Consider the following 21288-nt stretch of genomic DNA (forward strand, 5'->3'; position numbering starts at 1 on the left):
TTCGCGACTTCGACGCGACTCACCTAACCACATTTGCCACTTCGCTTCACCGGGCATCCGGCCTGCGGCCGATGGTGACGGGAACGTTGATGATCTGGCCGTTTCGAAAGACGGTCAGCGAAGCTCCAGAGCCGGGAGGGAGCTGGCGGATGGAGTCCAGCAGCTCGCGTGGAGTTTTGAAAGGCTTGTTGTTCAGCGCGGTGATGACATCACCCGGGGCGACGCCTGCTGTGAGCGCGGGCGAGCCTGCATCCAGATCGGTGACATAGGCACCGACACGGGAAGTGCCGAGCGAGGCATCAATGCTGACCGATTCTGAACTGAGTTCGAGGCCGAGGTAACCTGAGGTCACATTTTTGGACTGGGTGAGGACGGCATCAATGACGGTCTTGGCATCATTGGAGGGCACGGCAAGGCCCACCCCCTGCCAGGCGCGGACGTTTTCATCACCCCGATAAATGGCCACGTTGATGCCCACGATCTCGCCCCGGATGTTCACCAGAGGTCCGCCGGAGTTACCAGGGTTGATGACGGTGTCCGTCTGGAGGTAGTCGAGCTGGCTGTCACTCAGGTGACGGTCACGGGCACTGATGATACCCTGGGTGACGGTGCCGCTGAGACCGAAGGGATTCCCGACCGCGAAGACAAGCTGGCCAACCTTGGCCTGGTCGCTGTTGGCAAAGCTCAGCGCGGGGAAATCTTGTTTGCCGCCTTCGATCTTCAGGAGGGCGATGTCGCGCTCCACGCTGGCCCCGAGGATGCTGGCGGAGTACTTTTTGTTATCGTTGGTGGTGATCATCACCTCACTCACATCCGCGATGACGTGGTAGTTCGTGACCACATGGCCTTCCTTGGAGATGATGGCTCCGGAACCGAGACCGGGAATGACCTGGGGTCTGCCGGAGACGAGGCCGAAGAAGGGATGCCAGGCCGTCTGGCCACGGCGGACGGTGCGGGTGGTGACGCTGACCACACTGGGCAGGACGCCCGCGCTGAGCCTGGCAAACTCGTCATTCATGGCGGACAGGACCTTCACATCCTCCAAATCCAGCTTTGGAGTGGCTTGTGAGGTAAACTTCTCCTCACCGGGCTTCTCACCCCGGAGAAAGTTCAGCAGTCCATATCCCTCCTGCCCACCGCGCCAGAGCGAAAAGACGATGATGGCCAGCATGAAGACGGCGATGGCGAAGATGAGGCGGCGGAAGGTGTCCATGACGGGAGGCTAAAGATACGGATGATCCTACTATTCTGTCTGCGGATCGCAGGCAAAGATGTTTTCAGGCAAACGTCATTACGGACAGCGCAAACGCCGCTTGCCCTGCCGCCCGCCCGTGCTTCCAATCGCCCATCCCCAAATGTCTGCTTCTGATCCCCAACAAGCCCCGCTCGGCGTCTTTGACTCCGGGGTGGGCGGACTGACCGTGGTGCGTGCCCTGCGTGAGCTGCTGCCGAACGAGTCCATCGTCTACCTGGGTGACACCGCGCGTGTGCCCTATGGATCCAAGTCTCCCGATACCATCCGCCGCTTCTCGGTGGAGGATTCGCAGTTCCTGGTCAGCCACGGGGTGAAGGCGGTGGTGGTGGCGTGCAACACGGCGACGGCGCATGCGCTGCCGGTGTTGCAGGCGACTTTTCGGGTGCCGGTGATCGGGGTGATCGAGCCGGGTGTGGAGGCCACTTTGGCAGATGGCAAATGTGAGCGCGTGGGGATCATCGGCACCGCAGGCACCATCCGCAGCAGTGCTTACCAGTATGCGCTGGCCATGAGGAGGCCGGGTTTGCAAATCCATGCCACAGCCACGCCGCTGCTGGTGCCGTTTGTCGAGGAAGGCTGGGTGGAGCATCCGGCACTCAAGCTGGTGCTGAAACAGTACCTGGATCCGCTTTTGGAAAAAGGCATTGATACGCTGATGCTCGGCTGCACGCACTATCCGCTGCTCATGCCGGTGCTGCAAAAAATGCTCGGCAAAAAGGTGCACCTGATCGACAGCGCGAGCACCTGCGCCGCGCATACCAAGCGGGTGCTGGAAGAGCAAAAACTGCTGCGCAAAGGCCGGGGCAAGCCCACGCTGGACATCTATCTCACGGACCTATCCGAGCAGGCCGAGGCCATGGCCCGGCGCTTCCTGGGCACGGAGTTTGGCAAGGTGAAGAAGGCGACGCTATGAGTCACGCCTTCAGCCGGCGACGGCGTGCCGCCACGGATGCGAGGCCAAGCATAACCAACATTGCTCGCGAAGGCTCGGGGACGGCCGTGTAGGTGTAGATGAGGCTGCCCGTGTAGCCGGAGGTCGACCCATACGTCGTCGTGAAAGGAATCGTGTTCGGATTCGGCGATGTCTGGGTGTAAGTGGTTGTGTTGCTCTGCGTGGAGTGAGTGTGAGCATTGGTCAGCCCCCAGATGATGTTCAGGGTGCCGGTGCCCAGATAAGACGTGAGGCCCGAGGTGAGAACACTGGAGAAATCACCCGAGTTCGCATTGTGCGTGCCGGAGACATTGACGGGCGAGGAGAGATTGGACCAAGTCTGTGAGACACTGCCCACGTCCACGATCCCCGTCGCGCTGAGTCCACCAGGGCCGGTGAAGCTGACGTTCGTCTTGTCTGTGATGAAAGCATAGCCACTCCAGGTCGGGTTCAGTGTGCCATTGGTGACGGAAATGTTGTAGGAGAGCGCGCTGGTGTTTACCGTGACCAGCAGTGAGACGGATTCCAAAACGCCTAACGTGGAATCAAACTGCGGCACTGAAATACTGCCTGAAGGATTCTGTGTGGCCGCGGGACCGGTGAGCGAATGGATGACGGTCGCGGCGTTCGCTCCGCGATGGAGGGCCAAAAGGAAAAGGCAGAACAACAAGATTCGCTTCACCCGTCCACCCTAATCAAAAACCCGCTCTGATGACAATAGTGAAGTGCATTTTAGGTATTCTGATTTTTGAGACTGGTCGGAAAATCCATCAAGTGGTGGATTTCAGTGAGGTGAAAGTGGAGCGGGACGCTTGAGAAAGGCACACGGGTTTCGTTCACTAGGCACGTATCTGGTAAAATCATTTCCCCCGAACTTTATGCCTACCATCGCCGTTCTCGGCACATTTGACTCCAAAGGTCCTGAACATGGCTTCGTGGCCGAGCGCATCCGCGCGCGTGGCTTTGAGACGCTGCTCATCAATGCGGGCAGTCTGGCCGAACCAGGGATCACACCAGACATCAGCAGCGATGAGGTGGCTGCCGCAGGAGCGCCGGACTGGAAGGCGGTGCTGGCGAGGCAGGATCGCGGTGAATGCGTGAGCCTGTTGGCCGCAGGCGCGGCGAAGGTGGTCGCGGAGCTGGTGGAGAACGGGAAGGTGCAGGGCATCATCTCACTCGGCGGCGGGGGTGGCACGGCCATCTGCACGGCAGCCATGCGCGCGCTGCCTATCGGCTTTCCGAAAGTCATGGTGAGCACGCTGGCGAGCGGCAACACAGCGCCGTATGTGGGCACGAAGGACATCGTGATGATCCCGGCGATTGCGGACGTGGCGGGGATCAACCGGCTCACACGCGTCATCTTTGAAAATGCAGCGGGTGCCATCTGTGGGATGGTGGATGCCGCGGAGGGCCGCAAGCAGGCTCCAGCCTATGACCGGCCGCTGATCGTGGCCAGCATGTTTGGCAATACCACGACCTGTGTGACCGAGGCCAAGAAGGTGCTGGAGCATGCGGGCTATGAGGTGCTGGTGTTTGCGGCCACGGGCAATGGTGGACGGGCAATGGAGGCGCTGATTGAAAGCGGCATGGTGGCCGGGATACTGGACGTCACGACCACGGAATGGGCGGATGAACTGATGGGGGGTGTGCTGAATGCCGGACCTGAGCGGCTGGATGCAGCGGCGAAGGCCGGGGTGCCGGCCATCGTGGCGCCGGGCTGCCTGGACATGGTGAACTTTGGCGAGCCGCAGACGGTGCCGCCGAAGTATGACGGGCGCACTTTCTACCAGCACAATGGGCAGGTCACGCTGATGCGCACGAATGCTGAAGAGTGTGCGAAGCTGGGCAAGATCATCGCGGACAAGGTCAATGATTACACCGCGCCTGTGACGGTGCTGCTGCCAAAGAAAGCGATCAGTGTCATCAGCGCGGAAGGCAAGCCCTTCCATGATGCGGCGGCGGACAAAGCGCTCTTTGAGGCGATCAAGACGAACCTGGATCCGCGTGTACCGGTGATCGAGCTGGATCTGGAGATCAATGACGCGGTCTTCGCCTCTGCCTGTGCCAAGGCGCTGCTGGAGAACATTGCCGCGAAGGCATGATTGACAGGCGGTGAAGGTTTCCGCTTCACTCCGCGCATGCCCAAAGCCCTCGCCGCCGTCCTTTACGAATCTGGAAAGCCTCTCGTCATCGAGGAGGTAGATGTGGCCGAGCCGCAGGCCGGTGAGGTCATGGTGCGCATGAAGGCTGCGGGCGTGTGCCATAGCGACCTGCATGTGATGAAGGGTGATCTGCCCATGCCTGCGCCGATCATCCTGGGGCATGAAGGCGCGGGCATTGTAGAAGCCGTAGGACCAGGGGTGATCAGCGTGAAACCGGGGGATGCGGTGTGGCCGATCTGGCGCTCCTCCTGCGGGCGCTGCGACTACTGCCAGCAGGGTCGACCTGCGCTCTGTGATCTCGGCACGGCGATGCGTTTCACGGGATTGATGCCGGATGGGAAGACCCGCTTCCGCAACTCGAAGGGTGACAGCGTGCGGCACTATGCGGGTGTCTCGACCTTCAGTTCCATCTCGACGATGCCTGAGGCTGCTGTGGTGAAGATCGAGGGTGATTTTCCGCTGTGGAAGGCGGCGCTGATCAGTTGCGGTGTCATCACGGGAATCGGTGCGGTGACGCATGCGGCGCAGGTGCGGCCAGGATCCACAGTCGCGGTGTTTGGCTGCGGTGGGATTGGGTTGAACATCATCCAGGGAGCGCGCATGATCAGCGCGAAGCAAATCATCGCGGTGGATACGGTGGCTAGCAAAGAGGTGCATGCACGTACGATGGGGGCCACGCACTTCATTGATTCCACCACCTGTGATCCGGTGAAGGCCATCAAGGACCTCACGGGCGGACTGGGTGTGGATTTCTCTTTTGAGGCGATCGGGCTTCCGGGGCCGATCGAGCAGGCTTTCGATTCGCTGCGCAAGGGAGGGACCTGCGTGGTGGCTGGCATCTGCCGGGGTGATGCACGGGCCCAGATCAACGCCAACCAACTGCTCTATGCGGAGAAGACGCTGAAGGGCAGCCTCTATGGTTCGATGAGGCCGCGAATCGATCTGCCTCGCCTGATGGATCTGCACCAAACTGGGGCGCTGAAGCTGGATGAGCTGCTGACTCGAACCTGGCGGCTGGATCAGATCAATGAGGCCTATGCTTCTCTGGAACGTGGCGAAGTGGCGCGAAGCCTGATCGTCTGGGATTGAGGCTGATTTGAGGCCAAAAAGGGATTCAAAAGCTTCCAAAGCCATTCATAGATGCAGCGATGAACGACTCTGACCTCAACGGCATGCTCAGACGGGCCGCTTCGGCGGCACCGGCGACTGTGCCGTCGTCGCTGGAGGAGGCGATCATGGCGCGGGTAAAAGTGGATGACGGCCGGGCGAAGCGCTGGCGCTCGTTTGTGCAATGGTTGTTAGTCCTGGCGCTGATTTCCGGCGTGATCACGGCATGCATGATCTGCTGGTCCATGGCTTCACGCGACACCACACATTCCGTGCCACCGACAATGGAGCTTTTTCGAGAGGGGGGGCAGCCATGAGTTCGCGTCCGAAGTGGCTGATCCTCTCCGTGCTCTGCTCCATGCTGCTGGCCGGAGGCACGGCGTGGTTCGTGACCGACTGGGTGCTGCATCGTCATGCCGAAGGGCACGCGCATGCGCATCTGGAGCCGGACTTTCATGCGTGGATGCATGAGCATCTGGACATCACTCCGGAGCAGCATGACAAGCTGGAGCCTCTGGAGGAGGAGTTTGAGCAGCGGCGCATTGTTTTGCGCAAAGAGATCCGCGAAGCGGGAATGGAACTGGCCTCAGCCCTTAGTGAAGCGGATGCGAACGACGCGAAGCTCAAGGCGGCGCTGGAGCGGCTTAACCAAAAGCAGGGAGAACTGCAGCGGGTGACTTTGGAACATTTCTTCACCATGAAGCGCTACCTGCGCCCGGCGCAGGCGCAGCGGCTGATCGAATGGACGCATGACAGCCTTACCCGCGAGCATTGAACTCCTCTTTGTGGAGACCGAAGCTGCGCCGCATGAGAGTGTGGAGCAGCAGAAGGTGCGTGCCGCGCAGGCGGGGGACATGGCAGCGTTTGAATGGATCGTGCAGCAGCATGAGGAGCGCGTGTTTGGTTTCTGCTGCCGCTGGCTGCGCTGTGTGGAAGATGCACGCGAGGTGTGCCAAGATGCCTTTGTGCGGGCCTGGCAGGCGCTGCCGGAGTTTGAAGGACGGGCGAGGCTTTCGACCTGGCTTTATCAGATCGCCCTGAATCTGTGCCGGGATCGGGCGAAGACCCGTGCGACTCGTCAGCGAGACAGCACCGTGGCGCTGGATGAAGTCATCTCCCAGCCTGAGTGTCCGAAGCAGTCCCCGGATACGAACGCCGAATGGCAAAGCGAGATGCAAAAGCTGGAGCGCGGTCTGGCTGTGCTGCCGGAGAAGCTCCGAGCCGCGCTGATGCTGACCACGATGGAACACCTCAGCCACGAGGAATGCGCGCAGGTGCTGAACTGCTCCGTGCGCGGTGTGGAGGGACGGATTTATCGGGCCCGGCAGATGCTGATGGAGTGGTGGGAGCGGGAGGGGTAAAGCTAACCTTCAGAAGCGTCATCCAAGTCCAAATGTCTGGCGGATGGATTGATGCTTATGCTTGCGACCTGATTTGAGATCATCCAGCCCTGCCTCGATCTTCTGACGCACGTAGATTTGATGCATGAGATCATCCCAGGTTGCTGTCTCAGGCAGGGCGCTGACCAGACGCAAGGCTTCAGCCTTGATAGTGATGCATGAATGTTTCGAGACAGGCATGAGCTAGATTGACCGGCCAATGCAGCCAAAACAAGATCTGAATGGCATCTCTCATAAGATAGGAAATTATTTCTGTGGGGTCGGGGTCGGGAGGTCGTCTCAGGATGCGACAACTCTTTCCCGAAGATGCTTTCCTCCCGAATCCCCCTCTGGCTGGGCCTGGCTTTTTGCCCGGTGCTGGCTGCACAAACACCTGCCGCGACTCCCTCTGCGGCGCCGGCCAGCGGTGAGGTGGAAGAACTGCCTGAAATGGTGATCGACGGGAAGGCGGACGATCTACTGGGGCTGACGGACACGGCGAGCAAGGGGCGAGCGACGCAGCAGGATTTTCTTTCCCGTCCGCTGCTGCGCAAAGGAGAAATCCTGGAGACGATCCCGGGGATGACGGTCACCCAGCATGCAGGCGGAGGTAAGGCGAACCAGTATTTCCTGCGTGGATTCAACCTGGACCATGGCACGGACTTCAGCATCAGCCTGGAAGGCATGCCGCTGAACATGCGCACGCATGCCCACGGCCAGGGTTACACGGACCTGAACCCGCTGATCCCGGAGCTGGTGCAGTCGCTCGACTATGCGAAGGGCACGTACACCGCCGCCGATGGTGACCTGAGCAGCGCGGGCAGCGCGAATTTCCTGCTCTGGGATGTGATGCCACAGAACATGATCCGTCTCGAGTTCGGCGAGTATAACTACTACCGCGCGCTGGTGGCTGGCACGCTGCCGTTTGAAGCTGGTAAAGAGGATGGCGTGACGCAGGGGCTGACCTATGCGCTGGAGTACAACTACTATGATGGTCCCTGGCAGCAGCCGGAAGAGTTCAGCCGCTGGAACGGGCTGCTGCGCTGGTTCAAGCAGGATGATGACACGAAGCTCTCCGTGACCTTCATGGGCTATCGAGGTACCTGGACGAGCACGGACCAGATTCCCTCTGACCTTGTGGAGAACGGCACACTGGATGCCTTTGACACGCTGGACCGCACGGCGGGTGGTGAGAGCGAGCGCTACAGCGTGAACGTGGCCTTTGAGCATCGCGGTGACGATGATGTGGTGACTCGCGCGAACCTGTATGCGATCCACTACATGCTGGATCTTTATTCGAACTTCACCTACTTCCTCGATGACCCGGTGAATGGTGACCAGTTCCAGCAAGCGGAGCAGCGCTGGGTGCTGGGTGGCAATCTTTCCCGCACGTGGGAGAAGCGTTCTTTGTTCGGCGCTGAGACAGATTTCACCCTCGGTCTACAGACACGCACGGACATCATTGATGGCATCGGGCTGTGGAAGACACGCCAGCGCAATCGTCTCTCACAGGTTCGTCAGGATGACATCCTGGAAAGCAGTGTGGGCCTGTATGGTGAGGCGGTGACACGCTGGACGCCATGGTTCCGAACCACGCTGGGGCTGCGTGGCGATCTCTTCTACTTCGAGCCGATGAAGAGCAGCGTGAACGGTCAGGATGCGGAGGTGGATGGCATCATCAGCCCGAAGTTCAGCGCCGTCTTTGGCCCCTGGAAGAAGTCGGAGCTGTATCTGAATTTCGGCACGGGTTTCCACAGCAATGACGCGCGTGGTGTGTCGGCGGGCAAAAACTCCGCGGATGCTTTGGCGAGGACAATGGGCGCGGAGATCGGCCTGCGCACCCAGGTGGTGCCGGACCTGACGACGACGCTGGCCTTCTTCTGGCTGCGCAGTGACAGCGAGCTGATCTATGTGGGTGATGCGGGCACCAATGAAGCAGGCCCGGGCAGTGATCGCTACGGCGTGGAGATCGCGAGTTACTGGCGTCCTACCAACTGGTTCACCGCGGATGCTGAGCTGGCCGTCACTCATGCTCGTCTGCGTGATCAACCGAACGGGGCAGATCACATTCCGAACAGCATCCCAATCATGTTCAGCGGTGGTATCACTCTCGGGGCGCAAGGGAATGACAATGGCTTCTTTGCCGGTGCGCGTGTACGCTGCTTTGCCAACAGCCCGCTGGAGGAGACAGACAGCGTGCGCGGGCGTGACAGCGTGCTCGTGAACGCGGTGGTAGGTTATCGCCGCAAGAACTGGGAGTTTGCCGTGGACGGCCTGAACCTTCTGGACCGCGAGGACAATGACATCTCCTACTTCTACGACAGCAATCCGGGCACGGGGGTGATCAGTGACACGCACATTCATCCGATGGAACCGCGTATGTTCCGCTGCCGAGTGACGTATCGGTTTTGAGTGGTTCTGATGGAAAACAAGCGCTTGCGCAGATCCGTCATTGACGGATATTGAGGCGTGCGCCTGACCTTTAAAGAAACTCCGGTTTTCACCCGCCAGATCAGTGATCTGATTTCGGATGATGAACTCAGTGCTTTGGAGTGGGTGTTGATGGCCAATCCAGAGCGAGGCGATCTTATTCGTGGCTCCGGTGGTCTGCGTAAAATCCGCTGGGCAGGTTCGGGCAGAGGAAAGCGTGGTGGGTTGCGAGTGATCTACTACTGGCATGTGCCGGGCAGCACCATCCTCTTTCTCCTCGCGTATCCGAAAAACGAACAAGACGACCTGACGCCAGCTCAAATCAAACTCCTGAAAACCCTCGTCCAAATTGAATTCCCATGAATGAGCAACTCTTCCAGCAGCTCGTCACCAGCATCAAGCAAGGCGGGCCCATTTTGCGCTCTCAGAAGAAGGCGTCCCGCAAGCGCACCCATGAATGGCCGGACGCTCAGTCTGTCCGCGAAAAACTTGGCCTAACCCAGGCTCAATTTGCCGCCCTCATCGGTACCAGCGTCCGCACCCTGCAAAACTGGGAGCAAGGACATCGGCGTCCAGAAGGGACTGCGCGAGCCTTGCTGCGCATTGCAGAACGTCATCCCCAAGCTGTGCTGGAAGCCTTGCACGCATAGACCATGTCCCGGCCACAGCCCAAGCCCGTCGTTCCCTCTGAAGTCCGTGACCTTGCGCTCGCCACACTGAAGCGGGCGAAGTTTCCGGTGCTGGCGACAGTGGAGGGAGATCAACCAAGAGTGCGGCCGGTTTCGCCGGTGAAGACGGACGGGTTCACCATCTATGTGGCGAACCTGAGGCGATACGGGAAGACGGCGCAACTGGCGGCGAATCCGAAGGCGGAGCTGTGCTACACGGATGACGATCATCATCAGGTGCGCATCACGGCGACGGCGAGTGTCTTGACGGATCCGGTGATGCTGAAGGAGATCTGGGATGGGAATCCACTCTTGAGAGCTTATTTGCGGACGCCGGACAATCCGGAGCTGATCATCTATGTCTTCACACCTAACGAAGTGCGGTACATGCGCGAGTGGGCGCTGGAATATCATCTGGTTCCGATTGAGTGAAGAGTGTTTCACTTTGGCTAGCGCACCTGACGAAACACTTTGGGCTTGCCGAATCCCCGGGCAGGCGGTCTTCTCGGGAGCTTAGCTCCCTGACGCACCCATGGATTTGATGAAACAACTGCTCCTCTTTGTCCAACCGCTGGGATTCGCGTGGTTGCTGCTGACGGTGTGGCTGGGGTGGCGGTTTTGGAAGAAGGAGCGCCGAGGGCTACTGCTGCCCTTTGCCGCGTGGGCGGTGCTTTCACTCTTTTCCTGCACGCCGCTAACGGCCTGGCTGCTGCTGGGGCTGGAGGACAAGTATCCGTCCATCAAGGTGGCGGATGCGCCGACGGCGGATGCGATCATCTGCCTGGGCGGGAGTGCGGCGCCATCGCTCACCGAACCCACAAGAGTGAACTTTAACAGCAATGTGGACCGGGTGACGAGTTCGTTAGGCCTGCTGACGCAAGGGAAGGCTCCGGTGATGATCGTGACAGGTGGAGCCTACAAGGAGAAGGGGCAGTGGTATTCGGAGGCGGACGTGGTGGTGGCTTATTTGAAGGAAACGCTGAAGCTCACGCTGCCGATTGAAAGCCTCGGCCGATGCGCGGACACGCATGATGAGGCGGTGAAGATCGCGGCGCTGGCGAAGGAACGAAGCTGGAACAATGTGCTGCTGGTGACCTCGGCGGCGCATATGCCGCGGGCGGTGGCGGTGTTTACGAAAGCGGGAGTGAAGGTGCAGCCGATCCCCTGTGACTACATCAGCAGCTTCAAGATGATGGGAGATGACTCATGGGTACACCTGCCGCAGCTCGGGTCCATCCAGGGGATCACGTCATGGCTGCATGAGATGATCGGGTGGGCGGTGTACAAGTGGCGGGGGTGGATTTGAGGGCGCTCCCAGAGAGGGCGTGATGTGCGGAGGTTGGCGCGTGACAGCCACGCGGTTTAGAGCGCCAGAGGACAGGCGCAGTCCAGGACGCTGGCGCGACTTCGTGAGGACCGTGTGAATGCCTTATTGCCTGGCGAGGACGAAGCGCTGGAGGCCCATCTCGCCATCGAAGGCGATGAAGTTTGCCTGCACTTTTTGTTCGGCGAAGATGGGATTTTTCACCTTGGTGGTGGTGCCGGCGACCTGGACGGTGAGCTCGTCACCCTTGAAGGTGGCGCGGATGGGGAGCCATTCCTTGGGACGGAACTGAACTCGTGTGTGAGCCAGGGAGAGCGTCTTGTCAGGGGCCTCACCTTTCTCGGGGTTCCTGGCGATGTCCATGAAGCCGTGGGAAAGCACGATGCGGAAGCTGCGGGCACCACCAGCGGTGTGGATGCGCAGGGAGTGGCGGTCGGCCTCGCCAAGACGGAGTTCGAACTCGAGCGAGCCGTCCTTCATGTCGAGAGGGCCGGTGAGGGCACTGCCCTTCTCCCCTGCCCTGCCGAGCATGGCCTCACCATGGGATGACCACTCCTTGCCGCGTGAGGATTTGAAGCTCTTCAGATCTACGGGCTGCGCATTGGGGATCGGAGGCAGCTTGGCGAACAAGGTTTTGGGTTTGGCATCGGCGGGCGGCACCTCGCGGCTGTAGCCGCCATCACGATAGCGGTTGAGGAGGGTTTCGAGTTCTTTCACCACCTCTGGATGCTGGGCGGAGACATCTGTGGTTTCGGCAACGTCAGCCTTCAGGTCGTAGAGCATGCGCTTCATCTGATTGGCGCGGGCTTTTTTGGCAGCGGGCTTCACGTCGTCCGCTGGCACGCCTTCGATCCATTTCCACTGGCCTTTGCGGATGGCGAAGGTGCCGTCCGAACCATGGACGATCACGTCCTGACGGATGGGGCCTTCATACTTCTCGCCTAACCAAGCCTTTGACACGTCACGGCTGTCCTCGGCAGCTTCGCTGACCTTCGGAAGCTTGGCACCGGTGATGGTGGCGATGCTGGCGAGGGTATCGACAATGCTGACAGTGTCATCGCAGACCGAATCTGCGGGCACGTGACCAGGCCAGCGCACAAGGTAGGGCACGCGAAAGCCGCCTTCCCAGACATCATGCTTGCCGCCACGGAAGTGGCCCACGGGCTTGAGTCCAGCGTTCTGCGCCACGTTCTGTGGCGTTTCGCCCATGGGTTTGTTCACGCCACCGTTGTCGCTGCTGAAGAGGACTAACGTGTTCTCCGCGAGGCCTTGCTTGTCGAGGGCTTCCAGCACACGGCCGACACTGATGTCGAGATCGCTGATGAAGTCGCAGAAGGGGCCGCCCTTGCTTTTGCCGGCGGTTTGTTTGGATGGCGTGATGGGATTGTGCACGGCCACGGGGGTAAAGTAGACGAAGAAGGGTTTTTCTTTCGTCTGCTGGCCGATCCAGGTCACGAGCTTGTCCGTCAATGTGGCCATGACCTCGTCGTCCACGCGTTTCGGGACATTCAGTTCGAGAGCAGCGACGGGCCGGCCCTTTTGCTGGCCCATGGTGACATAGGGAGGGCTGGGTGATTTGGGGCTTTTCTTGTCCAGGCCATAGACCCAGTGGTTCTCGACATACACACCGGAGAGGTCGCCGTGATTGGCAGGCACGCCGAAGTGGTAGTCGAAGCCGATTTCGAGCGGGCCAGGCTTCAGTTCCTTGGTGTAGTCACAGCGCTCAGCGGTGCCGTAACCGAGGTGCCATTTACCCACCGCAGCGCAGTTGTAACCCTGGGCCTTGAGCATGGAGGCGATGGTGAGGCGGGTGGGCTCGATGTGCAGAGGTGCCCAGGTGCTGAGGACCTCGCTAATCAGGGAGGTGCGCCAGCAGTAGCGACCGGTCACCAGCGAGTAGCGAGTGGGGGAGCAGACGGAGGAGGTGGTGTTCGCATCCGTGAAGCGGCGGCCTTCCTTGGCGAGGCGGTCGAGGTTCGGGGTCTGCACCAAGTCAGGGTTGGCACCATAACAGCCGATGCTGCCCCAGCCGAGGTCATCGCTCAAAATGACGACGACGTTAGGTTTGTCTGCGGCGGGAAGGAGGGAACAGAAGGCGAGAAGGAGGACGGCTGGGAGGAAGCGTTTCATGCCTCCAGGAACGACAGATTGAGGCGTAGTTTTCATCCTGTCGTGGATACGTCTAGCGACCTCCGTCCGGCCCTGTCATTCCTCAGCCCGAAAACAGTCTGCCCCGTCCGCTGAAAGGCGGACGGGGCAGACGTGAGATTTGGTCGATTAGATGGGCAAGCTGGAAGCTTGCCCCACCTTTACTTGCCGAGGACCTGCTTCAGGACCTCGATGCAGCGCTCGTTCTGCGGCATGGTGCCGATGCTGATGCGGACCCACTCAGGGAGCTTATAAGCGGCCATGGCGCGGACGATGATGCCCTTGTCCATCATGGCCTTGAAGACGGCATTGCCATCTCCCACCTTCACGAGCACGAAGTTCGCGTAGCTGGGGATGTACTCGAGGCCGAGCTCGCCGAACTTATTTTGCAAATAGGTGCGGCCTTCGTCGGTGATCTGCTTGGTCTTGGCCTGGTGCTCGTCGTCCAGCAGACCAGCGAGGGCGCCTGCCTGGGCGATGGCATTCAGGTTGAAGGGCTGGCGGGTGCGCTGAAGCACATCGATCAACTCCTTGTTCGCGATGCCGTAACCGACACGGGTGCCGGCGAGGCCCTGGATCTTTGAGAAGGTGCGGAGGACGACCACATTACGGCCTTCGCGGACGTATTTCAGAGTGTCTGGCGGATTATCGAGGAACTCATAGTAGGCCTCGTCAAACACGACGACGACGTGCTCCGGGACCTTGGCCATGAAGCGGTCGATCTGCTCCTGGGTGACGAGGGTGCCGGTGGGGTTGTTCGGATTGGCGATGAAGACTTCCTTCGTCTGCGGCGTGATGGCGGCGGCCATGGCGTCGAGATCGTGGACATAGCCGGGATCTGGCACCTCGATGGTGTCCGCGCCGAAGACCTTGGCCATGAGTTTGTAGACCAGGAAGGCGTGCTCGGCTGTGATGATGTTGTCACCCGGTTTTAGGAAGGCGTGACCGATGAACTCGATGACTTCATTGCTGCCGCAGCCCATGATGAAGTTCCCCATCTCGAGGTTAAACTTCTCCGCGAGGGCATTGCGCAGCTTCCATGAGGCGCCGTCTGGATAGATGTGCACTTCCTCCACGGCCTTGCGCATGGCCTCAATGGCCTTCGGCGAGGGGCCGAGCGGGTTTTCATTCGACGCCATCTTGATGATGTCCTCCGGGCGAAGGCCGCGCTCGCGGGCCACATCTTCGATAGGCTTTCCGGGTTCGTAGGCGACGAGGTCTTTGAGCTGCGAGTTGGCGTGGTTCCAGATGGACATGAGGGTTGGCGGGAAAGCGCGGTTTATCAGCCGAAACGGGCGGGCTGGCAAGTGTGAAGCGGGAGGTGGATTTTTACCGAACCGGATTTAACCGCAGATAGCGCAGAGGGCACAGATGGCTCCAAGCCAATGTTCTGGCAGCTCTACTATTGTTGCTTGGTGAGCAGGGTGTAGGCGGCGGCGTAGCGTTTGCCGAACTCGCGGAAGGAGGGGGAGTCGAAGTGGATCTTGTCGCCTTTGTGCTTCAGGCCTTCGGAACCGACGTAGAGAGTGTTTTTGACCTTCTTGGGGAGGTTGCGATGGGCTTCATCCACGAGCTTCATCTCGGGGGTCCAGGGGACGTCGTCAAAGGAGCCCATCTGGCCGACGATGAAGGGAACGTCCGGGGCATCCAGCTCTTTGCGCAGGCGCTGGATGAGATCGTGGAGCTTGTCCTCATAGGTGGCGGCGAGCTCGGGTTTGCAGTCGGACTCGCCTTGATGCCAGAGGATGCCTTTCAGGGTGCCGTCCTTGAGGGCAATCTTGGCGCGGCGGATGGCATCGTCCCAGGGATGGCTTTTGGTGGGGGCATACATGATGCCGGGCTTCCAGGCATCAATGGGTGAACCGCCGACGGCGCAGGGAATGAGGCCGACGGCGATGCGTGGGTTGGCATTGGCGATCTCACGGCCAAAGGTGCGGCCCAGGCCGACGCCCGCGCTGGGTTTGTCCCAATGCATGGGGTCAACGGCAGGGGCCCAGGTTTCGTCCTTCCCCAGCATGTGGACGCGGCCGTGAACTTTCTGATCCTCAGGCTCCACGTTGCCGCGACCTGCCATGTTGGACTGCCCCACGAGGAGGAAGAGGTGCAGCCTGTCCTTCGGCGGGAGGATGATGGGATCAGCGGCAGAGGCGAAGGGCGCGGCGAGAGCGAGCAGCAGGAGGGCAAAGCGGCGGGAAATCATGAGTGGGGAAAAACGGGATGGTGGTGTGGGTTCTTCCGCATCGGTGAAAACATCCCGGATGACCAAGTGGAAGTGTTATGCAAGGGATGCGCTTCCCCTTTCCCTTCACGTTCCGTGCTTACTTCTGACTTCGACTATCATCTTCCGCCTGAACTCATCGCCAGCGAGCCGCTGACAGATCGTGCAGCTTCGCGGATGCTGGTGGTGCATCGGGAGAGCGGGGAGATTGAGCATCGCTCCTTTCGTGAGCTGCCGGGGTATCTGCGCGCGGATGATCTGCTGGTGCTGAACAACACGCGGGTGGTGCCAGCGCGGTTCTTTTCCAATGACGGCAGTCGTGAGGTGCTGCGGCTGGAGCCGATCTCTCCGCTGCGCTGGCGCTGCATGGTGAAACCGGGGAAGAAGTTCAAGATCGGGCACATGGTGCAGATCGGTGAATCGAACGGGACGGTGCGTGAGATCCTCGAGAATGGGGAGCGCATCATCGAATGGGACTCGCTGGTTGACGAAAATGTGCACGGGCATCTGGCGCTGCCGCATTACATGGGGCGTGATGACCAGCCTGCGGATCGGGAGCGTTACCAAACCGTTTTCGCGCAGTCAGCAGGAGCCATTGCAGCACCGACAGCGGGGCTGCATTTCACGCCGCAGATGCTCAGCACGCTGCCGCATGCTTTTGTAACCTTGCATGTGGGGGTGGGAACGTTTCAACCGGTGAAGGTGGAGAAGCTCAGCGAGCATCAGATGCACTCGGAGGTGTATGAAGTGGGTGTCGAAACCTCAAAACGCATCAGTAACGCTAAACGCGTTATCGCCGTGGGCACGACCTCCATGCGCACGCTGGAGACGGTGGCGCGGGACCATGGAAAAGTAGTGCCTGCGTCAGGTAGCACGGACATCTTCATTTATCCCGGATTTCAGTTCCGGGTGGTGGGGGCACTGCTGACGAATTTCCATCTGCCAAAGTCCACGCTGATGATGCTGGTGAGTGCCTTTGCGGGACGTGACCTGATCATGAAAGCGTATACAGAAGCGATACGTGAGCGTTACCGATTTTACAGTTACGGGGACTGCATGCTGATTGTGTGAATAAGTTATTCACAGTTCGGTGTAGCCCGGAATGAAGTCCTTGATGGATTCGATACTCAAAAGGACTCCTTAGCGCCACCCCATCGGAATGGGGTGGTACGTTCAAGCAAGCACGGGATTGCTCTCGACCAGGGCGTAGACCTCGACGGGGTCGGGCTGGCCTTTGACGGGATGCACGCCGACGTTTTTGTAATCGGCCAGGCCATCGGGCCAGCCTTCGACGAAGGCGGCTCCGGCGAGGACCGGGACCTGGAGCTTGCGGGTGAGGCTCTCGATACGGAAGGTGACGTTCACAGCTTCGCCGACGGCGGTGTTCACGCCGCGGCCCATGGCACCGAGGGCCACGTCCCCGATGTTCAGGCCGATGTGGCAATGGACTTCGAGATTGCGAACTTCCTTGAGCTGCTTCCGCACGGGTGAGTCGCTGGCTTCGGGGCCGCTGAGCAGTCGAGCGGCTTCGGTGGCACGGACACGCACTTCCAGGCTGTCGCCCGCCCAATAAGCGAAGACGCCATCGCCAATGAACTTGTCGATGATGGCACCACGAGATTTGAGCACCTGCTCACACTGAGCATACCATTCGCGCAGCATGGCGGCGACTTCCTCCGCACTGAGCTGGGCGGAGATGCTGGTGAAATTTCGCAGATCGCCGACGAGCAGCGTGGCTCTCACGGTCTTCACCGGGAGGGCCACGGTGTGCAGCATGCTGTTACCACTCACGGACTGGCCGGTGTGGTCACCATCGTCCGTTTCAAAAGTAAAAAGGCAGGTGCCGAGCTGGATGCGGTCTCCATGACGCAGCGCACGTGCGGTGGTCACAGCCACGTCATTGACGAAGCTGCCGTTCGCGCTGCCGAGGTCAGAAACCCAGTAGAGGGTGCCATCACGACGCACGGTGGCGTGCTGACGCGACACCCCTCCATCCTGGAGGCGGATGGTCGCGTCCGGGCTGCGCCCCAGGAGGTTGAAGTCCGCGAGCGCGTACTCCACTCCCTTGTCATGCTGTCTCAAATAGGCGGCCATTGTTTGTTTTCTATGTTTTTTCAAGCAACTGCCACGCCGGAAGTCAAGCCTCCCGCGAAGAAGTTTTCTGAAATGAACACTCTGCGATAGAACGCCACCGGACGGCTTCTGTGTGCAGTAAAGATGCAGAGCGCCGGGCTTGCGCGGCGGAGAGTGCTCACGATCATGGAGTCACATGCCTGCCAACGCCTACGACCAGCTCTGCGACCATGTGCGCGAGGTTTCCCTCCTCACCTCCACTGAATCCACTCTTTCCTGGGATCAAGAAACCTACATGCCAGCGAAGGCGCTGGCCTTCCGCGCGAGACAGATGTCCTGGCTCAGCGGCAAGGCGCATGCGCAGGCGACAGGACGCATGATGCAAAAGCTGCTGGTGCAGGCCAGCGAGTCCAAGCTGAATGATGCGAAGCAGGCCGCAAATGTGCGCGTGATGACAGAGGAGCATGAGCGCAATGCGAAGATCCCGAACCGTCTCGTCATTGAGGAAAGTGAACTGACCGCGCATGCCAAGCATGCGTGGGTGGAGGCGCGGAAGAAGTCTGATTTTTCCGGCTTCGCACCGCATCTGGAGAAGCTGCTGGGCATCGCCCGGCGCAAGGCAGACCTCTGGGGTTATGCGGATGAACCGTATGATGCGCTGCTGCACACGTATGAGCGCGGCACACGCACGCGTGAGGTGGCGGCGCTCTTTTCGAAGCTGAAGCCGGAGCTCACCGAGATCGCGCGAGCGGCGGTGGCACGTGGCAAGCGTGTGAAGCCCAATCTTCTGCGCGGCAACTATCCGGTGGCGAAGCAGCAACAGCTGAATGCAGAGATCGCCGCGAGCATCGGCTTTGATTTTGAGGCGGGCCGCATCGACACCACGGCGCATCCTTTCTGCACCACGCTGGGTCCGCGCGACATCCGCCTGACCACACGCTATGATGAGAAGGATTTCACTTCATCACTCTTCGGTGTGCTGCATGAGAGCGGCCACGGTTTGTATGAGCAGGGTCTGCCGGAAGATGATTTCGGACTGCCATCCGGGCGTGCGTGCTCGCTGGGCATTCACGAGTCGCAAAGCCGTCTGTGGGAGAATCATGTGGGACGCTCGACGAGCTTCTGGCAGAAGTGGCTGCCGCGTGCGGCGGAGATCTTTCCGAACCTGCGGAAGATCAAGCTGGAGGACTTCATGGCCACGATCAACCGCTCCGAATATTCCTTCATCCGCGTGGAGGCTGACGAGGCAACTTATGATCTGCACATCCTCCTGCGTTTTGAGATCGAGCGCCGCATGGTGAATGGAGATCTGCCGGTCGCGGATGTCCCGGAGGCCTGGAATGCGCTCTTCACGGAGATGTTTGGCATGACGCCGCCAGATGCGGCGCATGGCTGCCTGCAGGACATTCACTGGAGCATGGGCGGGCTGGGCTACTTCGCCACTTACACGCTGGGGAATCTGAATGCGGCGCAGCTCTTTGCGACCGCGAGGAAGCAAAAGCGCATCGCGGCAGGCATCGAAAAGGCGGACTACGCACCCCTGCTGGCCTGGCTGCGGAACAACGTGCACTCCCTGGGTGGCGCCACGTTGCCCGGAGACATCATGCAGCACGCCACCGGCAAGGCCACGGATGCGCGGCACCACCTGAAGCATCTGCGCGAGCGGTTTGTGGGGTGACGTGATGAAGTGATGAGGCCCTCAGGGCTTGACGCGGCGGGGGAACTGCCTTGATGGTGAGGGGTCTTTTCACCATGCCCAAGCCACCGCCCGTCGCGCGCCAAAATCGTCACAGCTCACCCTCCGCGGGAATGCCGCATCTTTATGAGGAGGGGGATCTGCCGGGACTGCTCGCAGACAGGCCTGATCCGCTCATTCTGATCCTGGACTGCATCCAGGATCCGCACAATCTCGGGGCCTGCCTGCGCACGGCCGATGCGGCGGGTTGCGCCTGCGTGATCATGCCGAAGGACAAATCATGCCAGGTCACGGAAACGGTGGTGCGTGTGTCCTGCGGTGGCGCACACAGCGTGCCGCTGGTGCGGGTCACGAACCTCGCCCGCGCCATGGAACGGCTGAAGGAGCTCGGCGTGTGGATCGTCGGCACGGCGGATGAAACCACGCAGTCTCTCTACGACATCGATCTCAAGGGCCCCATCGCCATCGTGGTGGGAGCGGAAGGTGAAGGCATGCGACGTCTGACAGGCGAGCTGTGTGATTTCCAGGCGCGCATCCCTATGGCGAGCAGCGGCCGAGTGCCTTGTCTGAACGTCTCCGTGGCCACGGGTGTGAGCCTGTTTGAAGCCGTGCGGCAGCGGAAGGCAGCGAAGAAGTGACGCTTTACTCCCCCTCGCCGGTGGTCGGGGGGGACACCAGGGTGACCCAGCCAGGGACGACGACCTCGGCGATCCATGCCTGATCGTGACTGACGGCTTTCTCGGGATACGAGAGCTTCACAGTGAGAGGCAGAGGATCTGAGCCTGAGGATGAAAGCCAGGTGGCAATCTGACGGCCCAGGTCACTGGTGGTGGGCACGTAACCATAGACGGGGGCGGCGGTGGGATTTTCCGCCGGCACGAAGCGCACGCAGCTGAGCGTCCTGGCATCACTGAAGGAGCCGCTGAAGTGATCACCCGCAAAGGCCAGCACACGCATGAGCACGGGCTTCGTGGGGCGGGTCTGGCGCATCTGCTCCCACTCGAGATCACCGAGGGCCACAAAGCTGGCCCAATCAACACGCGGACCTTCAGGCGTGGTCATCACGGCGGCGAACTTGCGGGTGCCGTCTGTCAACACGACACGGAACTCGGCAAAGTCACTGCGCAGGCTTTGCGGATGGCGCTCGACGTGGCTGTAGGAGAGAGCGCCGACCTGATGCTTCTGATAGTAGGCACGCATGGCGGGCTCCACACGCACAGCGTCATGCACGAGGGCCAGCTTTTCATCCACCGTGGGAGCCTTGAGAAACGACTCCAGGGCGCCTTGAGATTCATCCGCCGGCCTTGGCGTGGTATCCGTGGCGGAACGGAAGGTGATCCGCATGGGAGACGAAGGACTGGCAGCGTGGGAGGGTCCAGCAGGCGCTGGCACAGCCGAGGCGACCGGGCGCGGCTGCGATTGGACAGCGGCCTCCGTCTTGGCCATGACGGACGCTGAAGCGGGAGACTCAGCCACATCGGCAGAGGTCTCCTCAGGCTGGCTGCGTGGAGACGTGAAATGCATGACCGCGAGACCGATCACGAGGGCGACGACACACACGGCACCCACCATGAACTGCCTGCGGGTGCGGATCAGCTCAGGGTCCAGGCACATGCGCTCAAAGGCATCACCCGGGAAATTGCTGGCCTCATGACTGACCTCGGCCTTGAAGGGAATGCTGTCCGTGGGCGGAGTCGGTGCCATGAGCAGCGCCTTGTGCTTCACCCGGGAGGTGCGGCCTGCGAACTGCAGCATGATGGACTGCCCGCACTTCGGGCAGGGACGCGAGCGCGTGACCGCCGTCACCTGGATTTCGACAGGCGTCTCACAGTGAGGACATGTGACTTGGGCGGCAGGCATTCGTCAGGGGGACAACGAACAGCTACCATGCCAAAAA

22 protein-coding genes are annotated in these 21288 nt (G+C 60.5%); 13 read left to right on the forward strand and 9 right to left on the reverse strand.

Features of this window, described 5'->3' with window-relative positions:
- Window positions 1-46 precede the first annotated feature (46 nt).
- Complete coding sequence (locus BGE01nite_RS24710) at window positions 47-1213, reverse strand: S1C family serine protease (protein ID WP_146854797.1); 1167 nt, start codon at window positions 1211-1213, stop codon at window positions 47-49.
- A 142-nt stretch (window positions 1214-1355) separates the two neighbouring features.
- On the opposite strand from BGE01nite_RS24710, the gene murI reads away from it, so the two are divergent.
- Window positions 1356-2168, forward strand: coding sequence for a glutamate racemase (gene murI / locus BGE01nite_RS24715; protein WP_146854799.1), 813 nt, complete (start codon window positions 1356-1358; stop codon window positions 2166-2168).
- A 1-nt stretch (window position 2169) separates the two neighbouring features.
- On the opposite strand, the gene BGE01nite_RS24720 is transcribed toward murI, so the two are convergent.
- On the reverse strand, window positions 2170-2835 hold the full coding sequence (locus BGE01nite_RS24720; protein ID WP_170267033.1) for a PEP-CTERM sorting domain-containing protein: 666 nt from the start codon (window positions 2833-2835) through the stop codon (window positions 2170-2172).
- Window positions 2836-3064: 229 nt separating this feature from the next.
- On the opposite strand from BGE01nite_RS24720, the gene BGE01nite_RS24725 reads away from it, so the two are divergent.
- Window positions 3065-4288, forward strand: a complete 1224-nt coding sequence (locus BGE01nite_RS24725) for a Tm-1-like ATP-binding domain-containing protein (RefSeq protein ID WP_146854802.1) — start codon at window positions 3065-3067, stop codon at window positions 4286-4288.
- A 36-nt stretch (window positions 4289-4324) separates the two neighbouring features.
- Window positions 4325-5437: a zinc-binding dehydrogenase gene (locus tag BGE01nite_RS24730; RefSeq protein WP_146854804.1), complete on the forward strand. Its 1113-nt coding sequence runs from the start codon at window positions 4325-4327 to the stop codon at window positions 5435-5437.
- A gap of 25 nt (window positions 5438-5462) precedes the next feature.
- Here BGE01nite_RS24730 and BGE01nite_RS29140 read toward each other — a convergent pair whose 3' ends face one another.
- Window positions 5463-5702 carry a hypothetical protein gene (locus BGE01nite_RS29140; RefSeq protein WP_170267034.1) on the reverse strand — a complete coding sequence of 80 codons (240 nt, stop codon included), beginning with the start codon at window positions 5700-5702 and terminating at the stop codon, window positions 5463-5465.
- A gap of 66 nt (window positions 5703-5768) precedes the next feature.
- Here BGE01nite_RS29140 and BGE01nite_RS24735 point away from each other — a divergent pair, with 66 nt between their 5' ends.
- Together BGE01nite_RS24735 and BGE01nite_RS24740 are read left to right on the forward strand one after the other, a co-directional pair.
- Window positions 5769-6230, forward strand: a complete 462-nt coding sequence (locus tag BGE01nite_RS24735; protein ID WP_170267035.1) for a periplasmic heavy metal sensor — start codon at window positions 5769-5771, stop codon at window positions 6228-6230.
- On the forward strand, window positions 6205-6816 hold the full coding sequence (locus tag BGE01nite_RS24740; RefSeq protein WP_146854808.1) for an RNA polymerase sigma factor: 612 nt from the start codon (window positions 6205-6207) through the stop codon (window positions 6814-6816). The genes BGE01nite_RS24735 and BGE01nite_RS24740 overlap by 26 nt, the downstream gene beginning before the upstream one ends.
- Before the next feature lie 18 nt (window positions 6817-6834).
- On the opposite strand, the gene BGE01nite_RS24745 is transcribed toward BGE01nite_RS24740, so the two are convergent.
- A complete protein-coding gene (locus tag BGE01nite_RS24745) occupies window positions 6835-7035 on the reverse strand; it encodes a hypothetical protein (RefSeq protein ID WP_146854810.1) in 201 nt (66 codons plus the stop codon).
- A 126-nt stretch (window positions 7036-7161) separates the two neighbouring features.
- Here BGE01nite_RS24745 and BGE01nite_RS24750 point away from each other — a divergent pair, with 126 nt between their 5' ends.
- From BGE01nite_RS24750 to BGE01nite_RS24770, 5 genes are all read left to right on the forward strand, one after another.
- Window positions 7162-9246, forward strand: a complete 2085-nt coding sequence (locus tag BGE01nite_RS24750; RefSeq protein ID WP_146854812.1) for a TonB-dependent receptor — start codon at window positions 7162-7164, stop codon at window positions 9244-9246.
- Window positions 9247-9303: 57 nt separating this feature from the next.
- Entirely contained in the window at window positions 9304-9627 is a 324-nt protein-coding gene (locus BGE01nite_RS24755; RefSeq protein ID WP_218033092.1) for a type II toxin-antitoxin system RelE/ParE family toxin, read from the forward strand.
- A complete protein-coding gene (locus BGE01nite_RS24760; RefSeq protein ID WP_146854814.1) occupies window positions 9624-9914 on the forward strand; it encodes a helix-turn-helix domain-containing protein in 291 nt (96 codons plus the stop codon). The genes BGE01nite_RS24755 and BGE01nite_RS24760 overlap by 4 nt, the downstream gene beginning before the upstream one ends.
- 3 nt (window positions 9915-9917) lie before the next feature.
- Window positions 9918-10364 (forward strand): pyridoxamine 5'-phosphate oxidase family protein, encoded by a 447-nt coding sequence (locus BGE01nite_RS24765; RefSeq protein ID WP_146854816.1) that lies wholly within the window; start codon window positions 9918-9920, stop codon window positions 10362-10364.
- 109 nt (window positions 10365-10473) lie between these two features.
- Window positions 10474-11238, forward strand: coding sequence for a YdcF family protein (locus BGE01nite_RS24770; RefSeq protein WP_170267036.1), 765 nt, complete (start codon window positions 10474-10476; stop codon window positions 11236-11238).
- A 123-nt stretch (window positions 11239-11361) separates the two neighbouring features.
- Here the strand turns inward: BGE01nite_RS24770 and BGE01nite_RS24775 are convergent, their stop codons facing one another.
- The 3 genes from BGE01nite_RS24775 to BGE01nite_RS24785 form a co-directional block, all read right to left on the reverse strand.
- On the reverse strand, window positions 11362-13386 hold the full coding sequence (locus BGE01nite_RS24775; protein ID WP_170267037.1) for a sulfatase family protein: 2025 nt from the start codon (window positions 13384-13386) through the stop codon (window positions 11362-11364).
- 179 nt (window positions 13387-13565) lie between these two features.
- Entirely contained in the window at window positions 13566-14660 is a 1095-nt protein-coding gene (gene hisC / locus BGE01nite_RS24780) for a histidinol-phosphate transaminase (protein ID WP_146854822.1), read from the reverse strand.
- 146 nt (window positions 14661-14806) lie between these two features.
- Entirely contained in the window at window positions 14807-15604 is a 798-nt protein-coding gene (locus BGE01nite_RS24785; protein WP_146854824.1) for a sialate O-acetylesterase, read from the reverse strand.
- A gap of 114 nt (window positions 15605-15718) precedes the next feature.
- On the opposite strand from BGE01nite_RS24785, the gene queA reads away from it, so the two are divergent.
- The gene (gene queA / locus BGE01nite_RS24790) at window positions 15719-16693 is read left to right on the forward strand and encodes a tRNA preQ1(34) S-adenosylmethionine ribosyltransferase-isomerase QueA (RefSeq protein ID WP_146854826.1); all 975 of its coding nucleotides are present in this window, start codon (window positions 15719-15721) and stop codon (window positions 16691-16693) included.
- Window positions 16694-16795: 102 nt separating this feature from the next.
- Here the strand turns inward: queA and BGE01nite_RS24795 are convergent, their stop codons facing one another.
- Window positions 16796-17716 carry an adenylate/guanylate cyclase domain-containing protein gene (locus BGE01nite_RS24795; protein WP_146854828.1) on the reverse strand — a complete coding sequence of 307 codons (921 nt, stop codon included), beginning with the start codon at window positions 17714-17716 and terminating at the stop codon, window positions 16796-16798.
- Between the two features lie 175 nt (window positions 17717-17891).
- On the opposite strand from BGE01nite_RS24795, the gene BGE01nite_RS24800 reads away from it, so the two are divergent.
- Together BGE01nite_RS24800 and rlmB are read left to right on the forward strand one after the other, a co-directional pair.
- On the forward strand, window positions 17892-19373 hold the full coding sequence (locus tag BGE01nite_RS24800) for a carboxypeptidase M32 (RefSeq protein WP_146854830.1): 1482 nt from the start codon (window positions 17892-17894) through the stop codon (window positions 19371-19373).
- A gap of 131 nt (window positions 19374-19504) precedes the next feature.
- Window positions 19505-20029, forward strand: a complete 525-nt coding sequence (rlmB, locus tag BGE01nite_RS24805) for a 23S rRNA (guanosine(2251)-2'-O)-methyltransferase RlmB (RefSeq protein ID WP_246145794.1) — start codon at window positions 19505-19507, stop codon at window positions 20027-20029.
- 4 nt (window positions 20030-20033) lie between these two features.
- Here rlmB and BGE01nite_RS24810 read toward each other — a convergent pair whose 3' ends face one another.
- Window positions 20034-21251 carry a hypothetical protein gene (locus tag BGE01nite_RS24810; RefSeq protein WP_146854833.1) on the reverse strand — a complete coding sequence of 406 codons (1218 nt, stop codon included), beginning with the start codon at window positions 21249-21251 and terminating at the stop codon, window positions 20034-20036.
- Window positions 21252-21288 lie beyond the last annotated feature (37 nt).

The sequence above is a fragment of the Prosthecobacter gellanilyticus genome (assembly GCF_007992435.1).
GTDB lineage: Bacteria > Verrucomicrobiota > Verrucomicrobiia > Verrucomicrobiales > Verrucomicrobiaceae > Prosthecobacter > Prosthecobacter gellanilyticus.